Genomic DNA, 20540 nt, shown 5'->3' with positions numbered 1-20540 from the left:
GGCTGAAGAATGAGCCGCCCCTCGGTCCGGTCCGGAGGGCGGGGCGCACTGCCGCCGACCGGGAGCGCGTCGGGCCCGGGGCTTCTCCGCCGGCGGGCATCCCCACCCTGGCGGACCTGCGGCTTGTGTCCGGGAGGGGACAATGGAACGCTTCGGTCCGCCGGGCGCGAGGAGCGGTCGGCGACGGCTGCGGCGGACCGGCGTGGTCGGCCCCCGGCGCGCGAGCGTACCGGGAGCCGCAATGGGCGGAGAGTGGAGCGATGGAGTTGGAGTTGCGGCACCTGCGGGTGCTGTGCGCGATCGCCGACGCGGGCAGCGTGGGCCGTGCCGCCGCACAGCTGGGCTACTCGCAGCCGGCCGTCAGCACCCAGCTGCGGCGCATCGAACGCCACCTCGGTGAGCCGCTCTTCGAGCGCGGGCCCGGCGGGGTCCGGCCGACCCGGTACGGCGCCGAGGTCGTCGAGCAGGCCCGGGACGTCCTCGCGCGGGCCGCCGCGATCGGCCACCGCCCGCCCGCGGCCCGCCCCGGCCGCACCCTGCGCGTGGCCGCGACGAACTCGCCCATGCTGTCCGGCACGGTCTCCCGGGTCCGTGCCCGGCTGCCGGAACTCTCCCTCTCGGTCACCAGCGTCTACGCGTCCTCGCGGATCGTCGAGCTGCTGGAGGAGGGTGCGGTGGACGCGGCCATCGCCGCCGACTACCCGGGCATGGAACTACGGCACTCGACCGCCGTACGGCACCGCGGCATCGTCACCGAGCCCACCTTCGTCGCCCTGCCCGCCCGCCACCGGCTCCGCCAGAGCGCCCAGGTCCAGCTCGCCGACCTCGCCGAGGACGCCTGGTTCGTGACCCCGGACGACGGCGCCGGCTGGCCGGGGGTGTTCTACGACGCCTGCGCCGCGGCCGGGTTCACGCCGGTGACCGTCCACGAGTGGCTCGGCGACCAGACCCAGTTGCAGAGCATGATCGCCGACGGTCTCGGGGTGTGCCTGGTGCAGCCGACGCTGCGGCCGATCCCGCACGTCACGGTCAAACCGCTGGTGGGCTCCCCGCTCTGGTGCCGCTATGTCCTCGCCTGGCGGCCGGACACCGTCACCGACGACACCGTGGAGACCGTGTTCCGGTCCGCCACGGACGCGTACCGCGACCTCGTCGCCCAGGCCCCGCACCTGCGTACCTGGGCCTCGCGGACGTGGAGCGTCGCCGGGGCGTAGGGGCGGGTCACGAGTGTGCCGCGGTGTTATGAGCGGCCAGTGCCATGTGCTATGTCACACGCCATTGTTGGGCCCGCGGTGCGCTGAGACAGTCCTTCACACGCCTCGACACCCCACAGAGGCGCATCCCTTCGTGGAGGAATCCCGATGCGCTATCGCTTCGCGCTGCCCGGACGCCTGCCGAGAGGCACGGCGGGCCGCATCGCCGGCGCCGCCGCCGTCTGCGTCACCCTGGCCGGACTGCTGTCCACCCCGGCGCTCGCCGCGCCCCGGCCGCACACCGCTACGGCCTCCGCGCCCCAGGCGCTCACCGCCACCGCAGCCCGGTCGCCCCTCTCCGTCCCGTCGCCCGCCGCCGCGTCCACCGTCGCGACCGAGCGCCCCGCGACCCAGGCCCGGCGGCTCAGCCCGGCCCAACTCCCGCCCCAGCGGCCCACGTCCACGAGGCACGCCGGGCCGCGCGCGGTGAAGGCGGCCTCCTGCGCCCCGGCCGACTTCGGCAGCCGTACCGGCTCCGCCCTCGTCTCCTACGTCAGGTCCGCCACCCCGGACTGCGTCAACACCCTCTTCCCGGTCACCGGCACGGACGCGCGCGACATCTTCCGCCAGGCCCAGATGCTCACCGTCGCCCGCGCGTTCACCCGCACCGCCGGGCAGTACCGCGGCGACAACTCGGACAGCCTGCTGCAACTGGTCCTCTTCCTGCGGGCCGGCTACTACGTGCAGTTCAACCATCCCGGGGACGTGGGCGCGTACACCTCCCGTCTCACCACCGCCGTCACGAGCGGCACGGACACCTTCTTCGCCCGCGCCCACTCCCGTGACGTCACGGCGGCCAACGGCGACATCCTCGGCGAGACCGTCATCCTCACCGACAGCGCCGACCAGCAAGGCCGTTACCTCTCCGTGTACCGGCGGCTGCTGACCGACTACGACCGCTCCTACGACTCGGTCGACAGCATGATCAGGGCCGTCAACGACGTCTACACACCGCTGTGGCGCGGCAACTGGAACCCCGAGTACGTGCGGGCGGTCGAGGCCGACCCGCGCATCGCCACGACCCTGTACGACTTCGCGCTGGCCCACACCGGCCAGCTCGGCACCGACCTGGCCTTCCTGGACGCCAACGCCGGGATGAACCTGGGCCGGTACACCGAGCACCCCGGACTGCGGGACACCGTACGCCCGTTGACCAAGGACCTGCTGGACCGGACGGGGATCACCGGCCCGACGGCCGGGCTCTGGGTGGCCGTGGCCACGCAGGCGAACTCCTACGACAAGGCCGACTGCTCCTACTACGACGTCTGCGGCCTGCCGGAGAAGCTCGACAGGGCCGTCCTGCCCGTCACGCGGCACTGCGACGCGAACGTCACCGTCCGCGCCCAGGCGCTCACCGCCGCCGACCTCGACGCAGCCTGCGCCAGTGTGCTCCGCCAGGACGCCTGGTTCCGGTCGGTGGTGAAGGCCGACGGCGCGATACCCGGCCAGTACGCCTCCACGGTCCGGCTCGTGGTGTTTGCCGGCCGCGCCGACTACCAGACGTACGCCGGTGCGATGTACGGCATCAGCACCGACAACGGCGGCATGACGCTGGGCGGCGACCCGTCGGACCCGGCCAACGAGCCGATGTCGGTCATGTACCAGAAGGACCACGACGACGGCTTCCCGGCCCGGATCTGGAACCTCAACCACGAGTACACGCACTTCCTGGACGCCCGCGACGACATGAAGGGCGACTTCGCCCGGCAGATCTCCGTGCCGGACGTGTGGTGGATCGAGGGTGTCGCCGAGTACGTCTCCTACGGCTACCGCGGTCTCGCCGACGACCAGGCGGTCCAGGAGGCAGGCAGGCACACGTACAGGCTCAGCACCCTGTTCGAGAGCACCTACGACAACAGCGACGTGACCCGGACCTACCCGTGGGGCTACCTCGCCGTGCGCTACATGGTCGAGCGGCACCCCGACGACGTCCAGCGCATGCTCGCCCGCTTCCGCGTCGGTGACTACGCCGGCGGACACGCCGTCTACCACGACGGCATCGGCACCCGCTACGACGCCGACTTCGACCAGTGGCTCACGGCGTGCGCCGCGGGCGCGTGCACCCGGCCGACGTCGGCCTGACCGCACCCGCCCGGCGGAACGGCCGCCGACCGGAAACCCCGGTCGGCGGCCGTACGCGTCCGCGGGCCCGGGGGATCAGACCGCCGGCGCGGGGTACGTCGGGTACTCCACGCCGGACACGTGCTGGACGACCCGGACGACCTGGCAGGAGTAGCCGAACTCGTTGTCGTACCAGAGGTAGAGGATCGCGTTGTCCCCGTCGACCTTCAGCGCGCCGGCGTCCACGATCGAGGCGTGGCGCGAGCCGATGAAGTCGCTGGAGACCGCGTCGGGCGCCGTGATGAAGTCGATCTGCCGCTTCAGCGGCGAGGTGAGCGACACCTCGCGCAGGTAGTCGTGGACCTCCTCACGGGTGGTCTCGCGGGCCAGCTGGAGGTTGAGGATCGCGATCGACACGTCCGGCACCGGGACGCGGATCGAGCTGCCGCTGATCTTCGCCTTGAGGTCGGGCAGCGCCTTGGCGACGGCGGAGGCGGCACCGGTCTCGGTGATGACCATGTTGAGCGGCGCGGAGCGGCCCCGGCGCTCGGACTTGTGGTAGTTGTCCAGCAGGTTCTGGTCGTTGGTGAACGAGTGGACGGTCTCCACGTGGCCGCGCAGCACGCCGTACTCGTCGTCCATGGCCTTCAGCGGCGGCACGATCGCGTTGGTGGTGCAGGAGGCGCAGGACAGGATCTGCTCGTCCGGCTTGACGGTGTCGTGGTTGACGCCGTGCACGATGTTCGGGACGTCGCCCTTGCCCGGCGCGGTCAGCACGACCTTCTCGATGCCGGGGCGCAGGTGCTTCGACAGGCCCTCGCGGTCGCGCCACTTGCCGGTGTTGTCGATGAGGATGGCGTCCCGGATGCCGTACTCGGTGTAGTCCACGTGCGACGGGTCGTCGGCGTAGATCACCTTGATGGCGTTGCCGTTGGCGACGATCGTGCTGCTGTCCTCGTCGACGGTGATCGTGCCCTGGAACTGGCCGTGGATGGAGTCGCGGCGCAGCAGCGAGGCGCGCTTGACGATGTCGTGCGCGCCGCCGCCGCGCACGACGATGGCGCGCAGCCTGAGGCCGTTGCCGGAGCCGGCCTTCTCGATCAGCAGGCGGGCGACGAGCCGGCCGATGCGACCGAAGCCGTAGAGCACGACATCGCGCGGCTCGCGGCGCTCGATCTTGTTCGCACCGGTGGCACCGGCGACCGCCTCGGCGGTGAACTCCGCCACGCTCAGGCCGCGGTCGTCGGCCTTGTAGGTGGTGGCCAGCATGCCGAGGTCGATCTGCGACGGCCCGAGGTCGAGGGCGGTCAGGGCCTGGAGGAACGGCATGGTCTCGGTGACCGACAGCTCGGCACCGGCGATCTGCCGGGCGAAGCGGTGCGTCTTCAGGATGCTGACCACCGACTTGTTCACCAGGGAGCGGCTGTGCAGCAGGACGGTCACGTCCCGCTCGCGGTGCAGCTTCCCGATGAGCGGGATCATCGACTCCGCGATCTCCTCGCGGATCTTCCAGTTGGTGAACGAGTCGTCGTTGACAGTCACAGATCCATCTTTCGAGCTAGGCAGCGCTCATATGATAACCACACCCCTTGTGGGTCCCCTTGAGGGGGTGAGCGGGGCCGGTGACGCGTCCGGACGCGTGAAAACCGGGGGAGGGGTGGCTAAAACCCGGGTCGCGCGTTGCGTCTGTCCACCGGCGTGCCCAAGGTCGACGCCGTGAGCACCTCCTCCGTCCCCCGGCCCGAACCGACGGCCCCTTCCGGACCCCTGAGGCGCCCCCGCCTTCCCCGGCCGACCGGGCCCGGCCGGCCGCAGGGCGTCCTGCCGGCGCTCGCCCTGTTCGCGGCCGTCCGGCTCGCCGGGTTCCTCACGGTGGTCCTCACGAACGCGCTCCGGGGACATCCGCTGGTAAGGAACCTGGCCCACTCCTGGGACGCCCGCTGGTACCTGCACATCGCCACCCACGGCTACGGCCGCCTCGTCTGGATCTCCCCGCAGGGCGCCGTCCAGACCGACTGGGCGTTCTTCCCCCTCTATCCGGCGCTCGTCCGGGCGGTGACCGCCGTCCTGCCGCTCACCCCGGGCCGCTCGGCCCTGCTCATCGCCTGGACGGCCGCAGGCGTGGCCGCGTACGGCATCTACCTCGTCGGCCACCACCTGTACGGCCGGGGCGTCGCCACCACGCTGGTCGCCCTGTGGGCCGCGCTGCCGTACGCCGTCGAACTGACCATCGCCTACACGGAGTCGCTGTTCGCCGCACTCGCCGCGTGGGCGCTGTACTGCGTGCTCAGGGGCCGCTGGCTGTGGGCCGGAACCCTGTCCGCGCTGGCGGGCCTGGCGCGGCCCAGCGGATTCGCGGTGGCGGCGGCCGTCGTCCTCGCCGCCGGGCACCAGGCGCTGCGACAGCGCGGCCGGGCCCCGGCGCGGCTGTGGGCCGGGGCGCTGCTGGCCCCCCTGGGCTGGCTGGGCTATGTGCTGTGGGTGGGGAGCCGTACGGGAGACCTCCTCGGCGGCTACTTCACGGTCCAGCGCGCCTGGGACTCCCGCTTCGACTTCGGCGCCGGTTCGGTGCGCTTCCTCAAGGGCCTGTTCCTGCACGGCGGGGGCGTCGTCTACCCGGCGGCCCTCCTGGCCGTCGCGACGGGCGTCCTGCTGTTCGCCCTGCTCTGCCTGGACCGCCCCCCGCCGGCCCTGGCGGTCTTCTCCGGCGTCCTGGTCCTCCTCGTGGTCGGCGGCTCCGGTTCCTTCTCCTCCAAGCCGCGGTTCCTGCTGCCGGCCTTCCCGCTGCTCGTCCCGGTGGCACGCGCCCTGGCCCGCACCTGGTGGCTGCGCCCGCCGGCGGCGGTGGTCGTCTACGGCGCCCTCACCCTGGTCTCCCTGCTGTTCGGCGCCTATGTGACGGCGGTGGCCCACTCCCCGCTGTGAGCCACCTCGCGCATCACAGGAGCGGTGCCTGCGGGTCCGGACGCCCAGCCCTGGATGGCGAACCGGCCGTGCGGGCCCGTGCGCGGCTCTCGCGTGAGGCGTTGCGGTGCCGCGCGGACCCCAGTGGGCCGCGGACCGTGCCTCAGTACCGCGGGGCCCGGCGGTGTCCGGTCCCGTTCGTCTGACCACGGCAGGACATGGTGCCCGGTGAGGTCTCCGTCTTCGGTGCGGGGGCGGTGGCCGGGGCTGGGTGATGCAGTTCGCTGCGCGGCGGGTCCGGCGGCGTGAAGAGCTCCTGGGCTCCGAGGAGGCCGAGCAGCCTGTCGACCATGCGGCTGCCGACCCGGATGAAGACCGTTTTGCCCTGGCTGTCGGCTCGCTGCCGCAGCTCCATCAGGGCGCCCAGGCCGGCGCAGTCGCAGAAGTCGAGCCCGCCCAGGTCCAGGTCGAGGCCCTTGTCGGACGCGGCGAGTGCTCCGTGCAGGCCGGGGCGGAGCCGGTCCGCGGAGTCGAGATCCAGCTCGCCCAGGATCTGGACGCGGATCCGCCGCCCTAGCGGTGCGTACGAGGCGGTCGCCAAGCCGGTCGGCAGGGGCTTGTGCGGGTTCTCCCGACTTCCCGGGCAGGGCAGGTCGGATCCGCCGGCCGGCTGGACCTCGTGGATGCGGTGGTACATGGCTTGCTCCCGCATGTGTGCGCAGGGGACTGGGTCAACGTTGCCCCTTCACCCGGATGTACGTCAACTAATACACGAATCTCCATACGTGTTTTTGAGTGCATGAATGTCCAGTCGGTAGACTCGGGGCATGGATGGAGTGCCTGAGTCGCACAGCGGGTGGACCTTCCTCACGAACCATGCCCGCGTGCTTGCGGCCATCGCGGACAACCCACATGCGCGCATTCGGGACATCGCCGCGCGCTGTCGGCTCACTGAGCGCGCTGTGCAGAAGATCATCGTGGACCTGGAGCAGGATGGTTACCTTTCCCACACCCGGGAGGGGCGCGGCAACACCTACCGGATCGATCCCAGCAAGACCCTCCGGCATCCAGCCGAAGCGGGAATCGGCCTGACCGTCGCCTCGCTCCTGTCGATGCTCGTCCACGACGAGGCGGAACGTTCGAGTCATCCCGATTCGACCGATGTCATGACAGTGTGAGCGCGCCGACCGCGTGTCGGCCGGGGCGGCAGAGGAGCCGGGGCACCGCTCCGTACGGGTGTGTCAGCCATCGGGGGGCCAGGTCGATGCGCCCCGGTATCTCGCCGCGGCGCGCGCCTCGTCCCCTGTGACATGTGAGGGCACACGGAGGAAGGGCGCGTACCGGGCCGGGGCCCGCAGGACGGCGGCCCGGTGGTGGCGTGCTCACCGAGCAGCCCGACGCTGCACACGGGGGGGGCGACGCGCAGGAGTCGACGCGAGGAAGGCCACCGGACGGCCGGTGGCTACCGTCTGGATGCCTCGGGGCTGGACATGCCCGGCATGCTGACGTGCCGACACGGGCGCGCGCCACCCGGATTTCGGTGTCGCGCGCGGGACGATGGACGCCGGCCGTCCGCCGGGTGTGGATCCGGCGTCGGCCGTGATGACATGATCAGCCGGAGCAGGACGGGGGAGGCGGCGCCGATGAGGCTGCACACGCACGAGTGGGGGACCGGTGAGCGGATCGCCGTCCTCGTGCACGGAATCATGTCCGACCACCGCACCTGGCACCGGGTGGCACCGGTCCTCGCCGGAAAGGGCTACCGGGTCATCGGCGTGGACCTGCGCGGGCACGGCGCGAGCGGCCGGGGCGAGTACAGCCCCGAGACCTGGGCGGGCGACCTCGTCGAAACCCTCCCGGAACGCCCGGAGCTGGTGATCGGTCACTCGCTCGGGGCCATGGCCCTGGCCGGTGCCGTCGAACGGCTGGCGCCCGCCCGGGCCGTCTACTGCGACCCCGCCTGGGACCTACGCCGGAAACTGGTCGAGGCGTCCGTGTACTTCGCCGCCTTCAAGTCCGCGAACCGCGCGATGATCAGGAGCCTCAACCCGCGCTGGGACGAGGCCGACGTGGACGTGGAACTGGCCACGCTCGCCGACTGGGACCCCGCCTCGGCCCGCGTCCTCCCGGACATCTACGCGGTCAGCCGGACACCGGCGCGCCCGGTGGTGCCCTCCCTGGTGGTACTGGCCGGCACCGGTGAACTCGTACGGCCCGGGCTGGACGAGGAGTTGGTGCGGCGGGGCTTCGAGGTCCGGACGGTCGAGGGAGCAGGGCACTGCGTCTACCGTGACGACTTCGACGGCTTCATGGGCGCGCTCGACGGCTGGATCTGAGGGGGGGCTCAGGCCCCCCGGGCCGCGCGGACGGTCAGCGCGGGTTGAAGACCACACTGGCGAAGCGGGAGTTGGCGGGCGCCGACCGGCCGGGGGCGAGCCGTGACGCCGAGCCCTTGCACCTCTTCTTCGTGTAGACGACGAGCGGCTTCTTCGTCCCGTTGCGGGCGCCGCGCGCCTCCTGGGCCATGTCCAGGCACGTGTGGTCCGGCGGGTTGTCGATGGCGTACGCCTTGCCCTGGGGTCCGGTCCAGACGAACGTGCCGTCGGCGGCGAGCGCGGAACCCGTCGTGGTCAGAGCGAGGGCGAGACCGCCGAGTACGGCGGCGAGCGAACGGCATGGGCGCATGGGCGTGGCCTTCCTTGAGACGGGCGGTCCTCCGACACGGGGGAGTCCTCCGCCGGGCGGGGCGGGGGAGGGGCGGACCGAGGGGCCGCAGCCGTAATCTCCCACCCCCGGCGCACCGGGCCCCGGAGCCGACACGGGCACGTCCACCGTCCGGGGGACGACGCCGGACCCGGGACGACGCCCCGCTGTCCGCTGTGCGAAGCCCGCGAATCGGGGTAGACGGGGGACGCCCGAGGAAAGGACCGTCTCATGACGACCTACGTGATCAGCGTCCCCGGCACCTTCACCACCGGGATCGAGTCCGACACCCGCTCCCGGCTGGCCCGGGCGCTCCGGCCCGCCGATCCGCACGGCACGCACATGGGCAGCGCCGAGGACCTGGACGCGCTCAGCGTCAACGACGACAACACCTTCACCCTGCGCCTGACCGTGGAGGCCGACACCAACCGGCACGCCGAGGAGGAGGCCCGCAGGCTCGCGGACTCCGCGCTCCAGCAGGCGGGACTGGACGAGCGGACCGCACCGCTCGGGCCCGCGGTGATCACCGGCATCGACTCCGAGGTCCGCTGACCGCGAGCACGGCCGGGACACGGACGGGCCGGGTCCGGGCCCGGCCGGCCATCCCCGAGGCGCGATCACCCTATTTAGGTAAAATCTAGACGTTTGCCGAAAATTCACGCGCCCGGCCCTCCGAGGGTCACCCGCCCCGCCGGAAGTGATCGATGCCCCGCAAGCGCACCACGGACGAAGGCGACGAGCTGCTGGCCAGACTCGGTTCGCTCACCGCCCAGGCGCGCAGGCGCGCGGAGCTGCAACGCACCCAGGTCGAGCTGGCCATCGCCCTGCAGCGCGGCATGCTCCCCCGGGACCTGCCGACCGCGCCCGGCCTCCATCTCGCGGTGCGGTACACGCCCGCCAACCTCGGTCTCAACGTGGGCGGCGACTGGTACGACGCCTTCACCCTGCCCGACGGCCGGATCGGGCTGTCCATCGGCGACGTACAGGGCCACAACATCGAGGCCGCCGCCTTCATGGGCCAGGTCAGGGCCGGACTGCGGGCGCTCGCCTCGGTCACCGGCGATCCCGGGGAGCTGCTGGCCCGCACCAACGACCTGCTGCTCTCCCTGGGCAGCGATCTGTTCGCCACCTGCACCTTCATGCGGCTCGACCCGGCCACCGGGGTGCTGGAGAGCGCCCGGGCCGGTCACATCCCCTTCATCTGGGCCACGGCGGACGGGAAGTCCGGCGTCGTCGACGACGAGGGCGGCCCGCCGCTCGGCATCGACCAGGGCATCGAGTTCCCGGTCACCCGGCACCGGCTCACCACCGGCGGGGTCTTCGTCCTGCTGACCGACGGTGTCGTGGAGGGGCCGTCGCTGAACATCGAGGACGGCCTCGACCAGGTGGTACGGCTCGCCGGTATCGCCGCCGTCGCCGGTCTGGAGGCCCGCGCGCTCGCCGCGGCCGTGATCAAGGGCGCCGAGAACGTCGGGCACGAGGACGACGCCGCCGTCCTGGTCGTGGGCCTGGACGGCCCCGCCGCCCCGGCCTGAGCGGTCCGGTGCCCGGGGCCCGCACCGGGTCCGTCAGCCATAGGGCCGGGCCGCGGGCCGCCTCGCCTCGCAGACCGGCGGCCATCGGTGTGAGATTGCTGCTGTGGTGGGTTTCGAGGAGCTGCGCCGGCCGGGCGGCCGTGCCGTCCAGCTGCTGGCCGTCGCCGCCTGCTACTACGCGGCGGCCCGGCTCGGCCTGCTGCGCCAGCTGACCGTCGAGGGCGCCGTCGTCACGCCCATCTGGCCGCCGACCGGCGTCGCCGTGGCCGCGCTGCTCATCCTCGGCCCGAGCTGCTGGCCCGGCATCACGCTCGGCGCCTTCTTCGCCGTCCTGTCCCTCAGCGCACCCGGACCCGACGTGCTCGGCATCCTCTTCGGCAACACCGCCGCACCCCTGTGCGCGGCGCTGCTGCTGCGCCGGGCCGGTTTCCGCACCGACCTCAGCCGGCTGCGCGACGGCCTCGCCCTCGTGTTCCTGGGCGCGCTGGGCGCCATGCTGATCAGCGCCACCGTCGGCGTCGGCGTCCTCGCCCTGACGGGCAGCGTGCCCCCGCACAGCTTCTGGCCCGTCTGGCTCGCCTGGTGGGTGGGCGACGCGATGGGTGTCCTGCTGGTCACCCCGCTGCTCCTGTTGCTGCGCCGCGTCCGCCGGGCAGTGCCCAAGCGGCGCTGGCTGGAGGCGACCGCGCTGGCCGTCGTCGCGTGCGCCCTCGTACCGCTGGCCGCCCACAGCTCGCTCAGCCTGCTCTTCCTCGTCTACCCGCTCATCATCTGGGCGGCCCTGCGGTTCCAGCTCGCGGGCAGTGTGCTGTGCGCGCTGCTGACCTCCGTGGTGGCCACCGTCGCCGCCACCGACGGCGTCGGCGCGTTCGCCGGTCTGAGCCGGATCGAGGTCATGGTCAAGCTCCAGGCCTTCAACGGCGCCATGGCCCTGACCGCGCTGCTGCTGTCCGCCGTGATCATCGAGCAGCGCAACACCCGGAACTCGGTGGAGAAGGCGTGCCAGGAACTGATGGAGGTGCTGGAGCACCTCACCGCGGGCGAGGCGCCGCCGCCCCGGCCGCAGACGGAGGCCGACGACCTCGCCGACGACATCGACGACCGGCCGTGGCCCACCGGGGCACCGTAGGGACGTCCCCCGGCACCGGTGAACTTTCCGCGGGCCCCCCGTCGCCGTGGCGTGTCACCCTTCGGAGCGGTTCACCGGCCCCTCGTCGTCACTGCCCGGCTCCGCGGCCGGTGCCCCCGCCGACGTGGACCGGTGCTCCCGGGACGGCGGGTGGGCGGCACCGGTGGCGCCGGGCCGGCCGCCGCCCGTCGTGCCGTAGCCGCCGGGAATCCCCGGCGGTGTGTCCGCGGCGGCCTGCGCCTCGCTGATGTGCCGCCGGGCCCGGACGTTCGCCCGGCGCTCCGGGTACGGGTAGTCGAACGGCCGGGACGCGGCGCGCTCGCCTTCCGCCTCGCGCTGCCGGCGCGCGGCCCGCTCGGCCGCCGTCGCGTTCTCGTCCTGTCGCTTGCGCTCATGGTCCTTCATGCGCCGTCGAGTACCCGGGCGACGGCCACCGCCAACGTCCGTCCCGGCGTGTCGGACGGCCCGCCGGGGGCACTGGGAGACGATGGGCCGAGTCCGTACGGGCACAGGGCCGGACCGGGAGGACAAGGGCGGCATGGAACAGCGTCCGGTACCAGGAGGGACAGCCGAGGACGGCACGCGCGGCCCGTCCGTGACCACGGACCCGCCCCGGCAGCGGGACGCGGCCGACGACGCCCGCCGCCGCATCCCGCGCACCGACACCCTCCTGCGCGACCCCCGGCTCGCGGAGGCGGTGGAACGCCTCGGCGCGCACCGGGTGAAGGCCGCCGTACGGCAGGCGCAGGAGCGGGCCCGCGCGGGCGGCATCCCGCCGGAACAGGTGCCACAGGCGGCCCTGGACCTGCTGCCCGGCACGGCGAGCGGCCTGCGCCCGCTGCTCAACGCCACCGGCGTGCTGCTGCACACCAACCTCGGCCGGGCCCCGCTGTCCGCCGCGGCCCGGCGGGCCGTCCAGGAAGCGGCCGGTCCCACGGACGTCGAACTCGACCTGACGACCGGTGTCCGGGCCCGCAGAGGACGCTCCGCGCTCGCCGCCCTGCGCTCCGGGGTGCCGGCCGCCGGCGCCGCGCACGTCGTCAACAACGGCGCCGCCGCGCTCGTCCTCGCCGCCACCGCCCTCGCGGCCGGCAAGGAGATCGTCGTCAGCCGGGGGGAGATGGTGGAGATCGGCGACGGCTTCCGCCTGCCCGACCTGCTCGTCTCCACCGGCGCACGGCTCCGCGAGGTCGGTACGACCAACCGCACGGCCCCCGCCGACTACGCGGCCGTGATCGGGCCGGACACCGGGTTCGTGCTGAAGGTGCACCCGTCCAACTTCCGGATCACCGGCTTCACCCGGTCCGCCGGGGTCGCCGACCTCGCGGGCCTCGGCGTGCCGGTCGTCGTCGACATCGGCTCCGGGCTGCTCACGCCCCACCCGGCCCTGCCCGACGAACCCGACGCCGACACCCAGCTGCGCGCCGGCGCCGCGCTCGTCACCGCGAGCGGCGACAAACTGCTCGGCGGACCCCAGTGCGGGCTGCTGCTCGGCCGGGAGGACCTGGTCCGCACCCTCGCCCGGCACCCGCTGGCCCGCGCCCTGCGCGTCGACAAGCTGACCCTGGCCGCCCTGGAGGCCACCCTCACCGGCCCGCCCACCCCGACCGCCCTCGCCCTCACCGCCGACCCGGCCCGGCTCCGCGCCCGCGCCGACCGGCTCGCCGCCGAGCTGGCCGCCGCCGGGATCGACGTCCTGGCCGTCGACAGCGCCGCGACAGTCGGCGGCGGGGGCGCTCCCGGCGTCACCCTCCCCAGCGCGGCCCTCTCCCTGCCCGAACCGTACGCCGCCGCACTGCGCACCGGCCGTGTCCCCGTCGTCGGCCGCCTGGAGACGGGCCGCTGCCTGCTGGACCTGAGGGCGGTGCCCCCGGAGGACGACGACCGGCTGGCCGAGGCCGTACGGTCGGCGCGGCCGGTGGCGGAAGGGCGGGGGGAGTGACGGGGAGAGGCGCGGGGCGGCGCAGGGTGTCCGGGGCGCCGCCCTGGGAGGAGCGTGCCGGTGCGGGTGGCTCGGGTGCGGTGCAGGGTGTCCGGGGGCGCGCCTGGAAGAGCGTGCCGGTGCGGGCGGCTCTGTGCGGCGCAGGGTGTCCGGGGCGCCCCCGGAAGAGCGCGCCGAAGTGGGCGGCCCGGTGCGGGCTCCCCGCGGAAGGGTGGACGGTGTGATGCTGGTCCTCGTGGAAAGGCGGGCATGATGCGCGGTCCGCAGGCAACGACGGGCGGCACCCCACGACGGCCCGGCGACGGAGCGGGCGACGCGCCGCCGGGTCCCTGTGGTGCGGCCGACGGCGTGATGCGGTGTCGGCGTGGCGGCGCGGCGGGCACATCTCCGAGGCCCCTGCGGCGGCGTGGGGGCGCGCTGCCGGGCCCCTGTGGCGGGGTGGGCGGCACATCTCCGACGCCCGGTGGCGGAGTGGGCGTCGCGACGCCAAGCCCCGGTGGCACGGCCGGCGGCGCCATGCCGGCCCCCGCGGAGGGAGGGGCATGATGCCGGACCCTCGCGAAAGGGAGGCGTGATGCGCGTTCTCGCCACCGCCGGGCATGTCGATCACGGTAAGTCCGCGCTGGTCCGGGCCCTCACCGGGATGGAGCCCGACCGGTACGCGGAGGAGCGGCGCCGGGGGCTCACCCTGGACCTGGGCTTCGTGTGGACCCGGCTCGGCGGGGACCACCTCGCGTTCGTCGACGTACCCGGTCACGAGCGGTTCGTGCCGACCATGCTGGCCGGTGTCGGCCCCGTACCCGCCGTGCTGTTCGTGGTCGCCGCCGACCAGGGCTGGCAGCCTCAGTCGCAGGAGCACCTGGCCATCCTCGACGCGCTCGGCGTCCGGCACGCCGTCCTCGCGGTGACCCGCAGCGACCTCGCCGACCCCGAGCCGGTCCGCGCCGACGCCGCCGAGCGGCTGGCCGGTACCTCCCTCGGCAAGGTGCCCCAGGTCGCGGTCAGCGCGGTCACCGGCGCCGGGCTGGACGACCTGCGCGCCGAACTGGCCCGCCTGGCAGCCGAGTTGCCCGCGCCCGACACCGACGCCGACGTACGCCTGTGGCTCGACCGGGCCTTCACCGTCCGGGGTCACGGAACCGTGGTGACCGGCACCCTCGGCGCCGGCACCCTGCGCGTCGGCGACCGGCTGGTCACCCCGGACGGATCGGCCGTCCTGCGGGTGCGCGGCCTGCAGAGCCTCCAGGAACAGCGGACGGCCGTCGGCGCGGTGGCCCGCGTCGCCGTCAACGTCCACGGCCAGGGGGACACCACCCTGGGCCGCGGCCAGGTGCTGCTCACCCCGGACCGCTGGCTGAGCACCGAGGCCGCCGACGTACGGGTCACCGGAGAGCCGGTGGCCGAGCTGCCCCGGTGCGTCACCCTGCACATCGGGACGGCCGCCGTACCGGTGACCGTCCGCCCGCTCGGCCCGGACACCGCCCGGCTCACCCTGCGCCGGGGGCTGCCCCTCCGGATCGGCGACCGCGCGGTGCTCCGCGAACCCGGCGGCACCCGCCCGCCCTGCGGCGTCAGCGTCCTCGACGTACGGCCGCCCCGGCTGACCCGGCGCGGCGCCGGCCGGGCCCGCGCGGCCGAGCTGGAGACGATGACCGGCCGTCCGGACGGCGCCGCCGAACTGCGCCGCCGCAAGCTCGTCCGCCGCGCCGACCTGCGGGCGATGGGCGTCCCGGTGCCCGCCGAGCCCGTCACCGGGGACTGGCTCGCCGACGCGGCGCACTGGAACCTCCTGACGGACCGGCTGGCCGGCCACGTCCTGGAACACGCCCGCGCCCACCCGCTGGACCCCGGCCTGCCCACCGAGGCGGCCCGCCGGCTGCTCGGCCTGTCCGACCGCGCCCTGGTCGACGCCCTGGCGGCGGCACAGCCCCGGCTCAGGGCGAGGCAGGGCCGGCTGTACCCCGCCGACCGTCCCGCGCCCGCCCTGCCCGCACCCGTCCGCGCCGCCGTGGACGCCCTGCACCGAGACCTCGCCCACAGCCCGTTCCGCGCCCCCGAGGCCGGGCGGCTCGCCGAACTGGGTCTCGACCGCCGGGCCACGGCCGCCGCGGCGGCCGCAGGAGCCCTGCTCCGGATCACCGACGGGATCGTGCTGCTGCCCGGCGCGGACGCCGACGCCGCCGCCGTCCTGCGTACGCTGCCCCAGCCGTTCACCCTCAGCGAGGCCCGCCGCGCGCTCGACACCACCCGCCGGGTGGCCGTACCGCTGCTGGAGTTCCTGGACGCCCGCGGGTACACGGAACGCGTCGACGAGCAGCGCCGACGCTGCCGGACGGCGGGGGAGGGGAACGGAGGCGGACGGGAATCGAACCCGCCTGCCCGAGATCCTCGGGCACCTCGGTTTTGAAGACCGGGAGGGCCACCAGGCACCCACACGCCTCCACCGCTCGTCAGGCTACTGCCCCAGGAGACCACCGGTATGACAACGACACCGGCCCATCAGACGCCCGTACGGCTCACCCAGTTCGCCCATGGCGGCGGCTGCGCCTGCAAGATCCCGCCCGGGGAGCTGGAGGAGGTGGTCGCCGGGCTGGCCGCCGCGCCGCTCGCCGGGGGCGACACCCCGCTGCTCGTCGGCCTCGCCACCGGCGACGACGCGGCCGTGGTCACGCACCGGGGGACCGCCCTGGTGTGCACGGCCGACTTCTTCACCCCGGTCGTGGACGACCCCTACGACTGGGGCCGGATCGCCGCCGCCAACGCCCTGTCCGACGTGTACGCCATGGGCGGCCGGCCCGTGCTGGCCGTCAACCTGCTCGCCTGGCCGCGCGACCGGCTCCCCTTCGACCTCGCCCGCGAGGTGCTGCGGGGTGGACTGGACATCGCCACCGAGGCGGGCTGCCACGTCGGCGGCGGACACAGCGTCGACGACCCCGAGCCCAAGTACGGCATGGCCGTCACCGGCATCGCCGATCCGGCGCGGCTGCTGCGCAACGACGCCGGCCGGCCCGGGCTGCCGCTGTCGCTGACCAAACCGCTCGGCATCGGCGTCCTGAACAACCGGCACAAGGCCACCGGAGAGCGGTTCGCGCACGCCGTCGCCACGATGGCGGCCCTCAACCGCGAGGCATCCGAGGCCGCGCTGGCGGCCGGCGCCGAGTGCGCCACCGACGTCACCGGGTTCGGCTTCCTCGGCCATCTGCACAAGCTGGCCCGCGCCTCGGACGTCACGGCCGTGGTCGACACCGCCGCCGTCCCGTACCTGGAGGGCGCCCGGGAGGCCGTACGGGACGGGTACGTCAGCGGGGGCAGCCGGCGGAATCTGGAGTGGGTCGCGCCGCACACCGACTTCGGGGACACCGACGCGGACACCCGGCTGCTGCTCGCCGACGCCCAGACCTCCGGCGGCCTGCTCGTCGCCGGTGAGGTGCCCGGGGCAGCGGTGGTCGGAGAGCTGGTGCCGCGCGGAGCCCACTCCGTCGTGCTCAGGTAGGACACAGCCACACCACCTACCCGAACAACCACCACCGCCACTGACACCACCGGCACCATCACGCCGCCGGCCTCACCGCACAGCTCTCCGCCCGCTCACCCCCCTCACGGCTCCGTGCCCGTGTGCTCGTCGATGCCCGCCCGGATCCGGTAGGCCCGCACCAGCGCCAGGGCCGCCGGGCCGCGGGGCCGCCGGCCGGGGCGGATGTCGACGGCGAACGCCTTCGTCTCCTGGATGTGCGTGTTCGGGTCCAGGGACAGGTGCAGCAGTTCGTTGGCCGCGTCCCCGGTGCTGTAGCCGTTCGGGCCCCAGTGGTACGGCAGCCCCACCTGGTGCAGCCGGCGGCCGTGCACGGTCAGCGGGGACATCCGGTCGGTGACCAGCACCCGCGCCTCGACCACGCCCCGCGCGCTGACGATCGTCGCCCAGCCGGTGTGCGCCAGGCCCCGCTCGGCGGCCAGCTCCGGGGACACCTCACAGAAGAACTCCGGCTGGAGTTCCGCGAGGTACGGCTGCCAGCGGGACATGCCGCCCGCCGTGTGGTGCTCGGTGAGCCGGTAGGTGGTGGCCACGTACGGGAACACCCCGGAGCCGGGCTCGTCGCCGCTCGGCTGGTAGCGGTTGTCCGGGTGCGGCGGCAGCAACTGCCGTACCGGATTGCGCTGCTGGCCGTAGAGCAGGTTCGGGAACGGGGAGTCCTGCGGTTCGTAGTGCGCCGGCAGCGGTCCGTCGGTGAGCCCGGACGGCACGTACAGCCAGGCCTTGCCGTCGGCCTGCATGATGAACGGGTCCGTGCCCGACAGGGCCTCCGGCCCGGACGCGTCCTCGGGCGGCTCGTGGTCCGGCGCCTTGTCCTTCTTGAAGTCGGGGACGTCGTGCCCGGTCCACTCGCCCTGCTCGCCCTTGTCCGGGTCCCACCACACCAGCGCCTTGCGCTCGCTCCACGGCCTGCCCTCGGGGTCGGCGGAGGCCCGGTTGTACAGGATCCGCCGGTTGGCCGGCCACGCCCACGCCCACTCGGCCGCCACCCAGTCCTGCTCCCGGCCCGGCTTGCGGCGGGCCGCCTGGTTGACGCCGTCGGCGTACACACCGCAGTAGATCCAGCAGCCGCAGGCCGTCGAGCCGTCGGGCTTCAGCTGCTCGTACGAGGAGAGCGGATTCCCTTCGGCGTCCCGGCCGTTGATCTCCGCGAGGACGGCCTCCGCGTCCGGTTCGGCCTGCCGGCCCTTCGTCGGGTAGTCCCAGGCCAGGTCGAGCACCGGCCGGTCCATCTCGTCGCCGGACCCGGCGAGCTTGCGACGGATGATCCGTCCGAGGTGGTAGGCGAACCACAGGTCGCTGCGCGCCTCGCCGGGCGGCTCGACCGCCTGGTGGTGCCACTGGAGCAACCGCTGGGTGTTGGTGAAGCTGCCGTCCTTCTCGGTGTGCGCGGCGGCCGGCAGGAAGAACACCTCGGTGCCGATGTCCTCCGTGCGCATCTCCCCGGTCTCGATCTCCGGGCCGTCCTTCCACCAGGTCGCCGACTCGATCAGGGAGAAGTCCCGGACGACCAGCCAGTCCAGGTTGGCCATGCCGAGCCGCATCAGCTTGGAGTTGGCGTTGCCCACGGCGGGGTTCTCGCCGAGCAGGAAGTAGCCCTTGCAGACGCCGTCCAGCTGGGCCATCGTCGTCTCGTACGTCGAGTGGGAGCCGGTCAGCCGGGGCAGGTAGTCGAAGCAGAAGTCGTTGTCGGCGCTCGCCGCCTCACCCCAGTAGGCCTTGAGCAGGCTCACCAGGTAGGAGCGCATGTTGCCCCAGTAGCCCTTGTGCGCGGCCTCTGCCTCGACGAAGGCGTCCAGGTCCTGGTTCTGGTGGGCGTGCGGCACAGGGATGTAGCCGGGCAGCAGGTTGAACAGGGTCGGGATGTCCGTGGACCCCTGGATGGAGGCGTGCCCGCGCAGCGCGAGGATGCCGCCGCCGGGCCGGCCGATGTTGCCGAGCAGGGTCTGCAGCACGGAGGCCGCCCGGATGTACTGCACGCCCACCGTGTGCTGGGTCCATCCGACCGCGTAGGCGAACGCGGTCGTGCGGTCGCGCCCGGAGTTCTCCGTGACCAGTTCGCACACCTGCCGGAACAGGTCCTGCGGCACCCCGCAGATCCGCTCCACCATCTGTGGGGTGTAGCGGGCGTAGTGCCGCTTCAGCACCTGGAACACGCACCGCGGATGGGTCAGCGTCTCGTCGCGCTCCGGCTCGCCCTCGCCGATCACCGCGCCACCGGAGCCGTGCGCCTCACCGCGGGCCGCCTCGGTCACCGAACTGCCGCCGTCGGTGCGCTCGTCGTACTCCTTGTCGCGCTCGCCGGAGGCCGCCTGGACCTCGGAACCCTCGTACTGCCAGCTGATGTTGTCGTACGAGCGGCTGTCGGTGTCCAGGCCCGAGAAGACGCCGGCCAGGTCCTCGGTGTCCCGGAAGTCCTCCCGCAGGATCACCGGGGCGTTGCTGTACGCCACGATGTAGTCACGGAAGTACTTCTCGTTGCGGAGTACGTAGCTGATGATGCCGCCGAGGAAGGCGATGTCCGTGCCCGCGCGCAGCGGCACGTGCACGTCGGCGAGCGCGCTGGTGCGGGTGAAGCGCGGATCGACGTGGATCAGCTTCGCGCCCCGCGCCTTGGCCTCCATCACCCACTGGAACCCGACCGGATGGCACTCGGCCATGTTCGAGCCCTCGATGACGATGCAGTCCGCGTTCTGCAGGTCCTGCTGGAAGGTGGTCGCGCCGCCGCGTCCGAACGAGGTTCCCAGACTGGGAACGGTGGAGGAGTGTCAAACGCGCGCCTGGTTCTCGATCTGGATCGCTCCGAGCGCGGTGAACAGCTTCTTGAGGAGGTAGTTCTCCTCGTTGTCCAGGGTGGCTCCGCCCAGGCTCGCGATGCCCAGGGTGCGGCGGGTACGGGTCCCGTCGGCCTCCCACTGCCAGCCGTCCCGGCGCGCCGCGATGACCCGGTCGGCGATCATGTCCATCGCCGTGTCCAGGTCCAGCCGCTCCCACTCGGTGCCGTGCGGGCGCCGGTGGAGGACCTGGTGCTCGCGGGCGTCGCCGGTGGTCAGCTGGAGGCTCGCCGCGCCCTTGGGGCACAGCCGTCCGCGCGAGATCGGGGAGTCCGGGTCGCCCTCGATCTGGGTGACCTTCTCGTCCTGCACGTACACGTTCTGGCCGCAGCCGACCGCGCAGTACGGGCAGACGGACTTCACCACCCGGTCGGCCGAGGCGACCCGGGGTGTGAGCCGTGCGCTGCGCCCGCTCTTCGCGGCGGCGCCGCGGCCGAGCGGGTCCGTGCCGGTGAGCTGGCGGTAGACAGGCCAGGAGTCGATCCAGGTGCGCACGCCCACGGCTCCTCCTCCCGCTCGGTCTCTCGATTGTCCCGCGCTGTCCGGACCACGGCATCTTCGGCGGTGATCGGCGACGGGAGTACCCCCGCCCGTCCCGGCCAAACGGATCCGGCAGGTGTGAGCGCGGCGTCCCGGGGGACTCCGCC

15 protein-coding genes, 1 tRNA gene and 1 pseudogene are annotated in these 20540 nt (G+C 73.5%); 11 read left to right on the top strand and 6 right to left on the bottom strand.

Translation table 11 applies throughout. From position 1 onward, the window contains the following. Positions 1 to 260 precede the first annotated feature (260 nt). Together ACH4LD_RS15935 and ACH4LD_RS15930 are read left to right on the top strand one after the other, a co-directional pair. The gene (locus tag ACH4LD_RS15935) at positions 261 to 1214 is read left to right on the top strand and encodes a LysR family transcriptional regulator (protein WP_398055285.1); all 954 of its coding nucleotides are present in this window, start codon (positions 261 to 263) and stop codon (positions 1212 to 1214) included. Positions 1215 to 1361: 147 nt separating this feature from the next. Continuing rightward, positions 1362 to 3335 carry a collagenase gene (locus ACH4LD_RS15930; RefSeq protein WP_398055284.1) on the top strand — a complete coding sequence of 658 codons (1974 nt, stop codon included), beginning with the start codon at positions 1362 to 1364 and terminating at the stop codon, positions 3333 to 3335. Between the two features lie 75 nt (positions 3336 to 3410). Here the strand turns inward: ACH4LD_RS15930 and ACH4LD_RS15925 are convergent, their stop codons facing one another. Beyond that, a complete protein-coding gene (locus tag ACH4LD_RS15925; RefSeq protein ID WP_398055283.1) occupies positions 3411 to 4856 on the bottom strand; it encodes a glyceraldehyde-3-phosphate dehydrogenase in 1446 nt (481 codons plus the stop codon). Positions 4857 to 5030: 174 nt separating this feature from the next. Here ACH4LD_RS15925 and ACH4LD_RS15920 point away from each other — a divergent pair, with 174 nt between their 5' ends. Then, positions 5031 to 6239 carry a hypothetical protein gene (locus tag ACH4LD_RS15920; protein WP_398055282.1) on the top strand — a complete coding sequence of 403 codons (1209 nt, stop codon included), beginning with the start codon at positions 5031 to 5033 and terminating at the stop codon, positions 6237 to 6239. Positions 6240 to 6381: 142 nt separating this feature from the next. On the opposite strand, the gene ACH4LD_RS15915 is transcribed toward ACH4LD_RS15920, so the two are convergent. Continuing rightward, the gene (locus ACH4LD_RS15915) at positions 6382 to 6915 is read right to left on the bottom strand and encodes an STAS domain-containing protein (RefSeq protein WP_398055281.1); all 534 of its coding nucleotides are present in this window, start codon (positions 6913 to 6915) and stop codon (positions 6382 to 6384) included. A 130-nt stretch (positions 6916 to 7045) separates the two neighbouring features. Between ACH4LD_RS15915 and ACH4LD_RS15910 the strand changes: the two genes are divergently transcribed. Together ACH4LD_RS15910 and ACH4LD_RS15905 are read left to right on the top strand one after the other, a co-directional pair. Then, the gene (locus ACH4LD_RS15910) at positions 7046 to 7396 is read left to right on the top strand and encodes a winged helix-turn-helix domain-containing protein (RefSeq protein ID WP_132784531.1); all 351 of its coding nucleotides are present in this window, start codon (positions 7046 to 7048) and stop codon (positions 7394 to 7396) included. 465 nt (positions 7397 to 7861) lie between these two features. After that, positions 7862 to 8554, top strand: coding sequence for an alpha/beta fold hydrolase (locus ACH4LD_RS15905; protein WP_132784530.1), 693 nt, complete (start codon positions 7862 to 7864; stop codon positions 8552 to 8554). A gap of 34 nt (positions 8555 to 8588) precedes the next feature. Here ACH4LD_RS15905 and ACH4LD_RS15900 read toward each other — a convergent pair whose 3' ends face one another. After that, positions 8589 to 8903 (bottom strand): hypothetical protein, encoded by a 315-nt coding sequence (locus ACH4LD_RS15900; RefSeq protein WP_398055280.1) that lies wholly within the window; start codon positions 8901 to 8903, stop codon positions 8589 to 8591. A gap of 249 nt (positions 8904 to 9152) precedes the next feature. On the opposite strand from ACH4LD_RS15900, the gene ACH4LD_RS15895 reads away from it, so the two are divergent. The 3 genes from ACH4LD_RS15895 to ACH4LD_RS15885 all read left to right on the top strand — a co-directional run bounded on the left by ACH4LD_RS15895 (position 9153) and on the right by ACH4LD_RS15885 (position 11585). After that, on the top strand, positions 9153 to 9473 hold the full coding sequence (locus tag ACH4LD_RS15895) for a hypothetical protein (RefSeq protein WP_132784528.1): 321 nt from the start codon (positions 9153 to 9155) through the stop codon (positions 9471 to 9473). Between the two features lie 152 nt (positions 9474 to 9625). Continuing rightward, entirely contained in the window at positions 9626 to 10456 is an 831-nt protein-coding gene (locus ACH4LD_RS15890) for a PP2C family protein-serine/threonine phosphatase (protein WP_398055279.1), read from the top strand. 103 nt (positions 10457 to 10559) lie between these two features. Beyond that, positions 10560 to 11585, top strand: coding sequence for an MASE1 domain-containing protein (locus tag ACH4LD_RS15885; protein ID WP_398055278.1), 1026 nt, complete (start codon positions 10560 to 10562; stop codon positions 11583 to 11585). Between the two features lie 54 nt (positions 11586 to 11639). Here the strand turns inward: ACH4LD_RS15885 and ACH4LD_RS15880 are convergent, their stop codons facing one another. Continuing rightward, positions 11640 to 11990: a hypothetical protein gene (locus tag ACH4LD_RS15880; RefSeq protein ID WP_398055277.1), complete on the bottom strand. Its 351-nt coding sequence runs from the start codon at positions 11988 to 11990 to the stop codon at positions 11640 to 11642. 133 nt (positions 11991 to 12123) lie between these two features. Between ACH4LD_RS15880 and selA the strand changes: the two genes are divergently transcribed. Then, positions 12124 to 13527: an L-seryl-tRNA(Sec) selenium transferase gene (selA, locus tag ACH4LD_RS15875; RefSeq protein WP_398055276.1), complete on the top strand. Its 1404-nt coding sequence runs from the start codon at positions 12124 to 12126 to the stop codon at positions 13525 to 13527. Positions 13528 to 14101: 574 nt separating this feature from the next. After that, a pseudogene (locus tag ACH4LD_RS15870) lies at positions 14102 to 15838 on the top strand (SelB C-terminal domain-containing protein); the annotation flags it as partial. Positions 15839 to 15876: 38 nt separating this feature from the next. Here the strand turns inward: ACH4LD_RS15870 and ACH4LD_RS15865 are convergent. After that, positions 15877 to 15969, bottom strand: a tRNA-Sec gene (locus ACH4LD_RS15865). 37 nt (positions 15970 to 16006) lie between these two features. Between ACH4LD_RS15865 and selD the strand changes: the two genes are divergently transcribed. After that, positions 16007 to 17020: a selenide, water dikinase SelD gene (selD, locus tag ACH4LD_RS15860; protein ID WP_398055275.1), complete on the top strand. Its 1014-nt coding sequence runs from the start codon at positions 16007 to 16009 to the stop codon at positions 17018 to 17020. A gap of 104 nt (positions 17021 to 17124) precedes the next feature. On the opposite strand, the gene fdh is transcribed toward selD, so the two are convergent. Next, positions 17125 to 20394: a formate dehydrogenase gene (fdh, locus tag ACH4LD_RS15855; protein ID WP_398055274.1), complete on the bottom strand. Its 3270-nt coding sequence runs from the start codon at positions 20392 to 20394 to the stop codon at positions 17125 to 17127. Positions 20395 to 20540 lie beyond the last annotated feature (146 nt).

The sequence above is a fragment of the Streptomyces sp. NPDC017676 genome, from assembly GCF_044329325.1.
In the GTDB taxonomy this organism is placed as follows: Bacteria; Actinomycetota; Actinomycetes; order Streptomycetales; family Streptomycetaceae; genus Streptomyces.
Note: the sequence above shows the minus strand (reverse complement) of the source record. Positions and strands in the feature narration are given on the sequence as shown.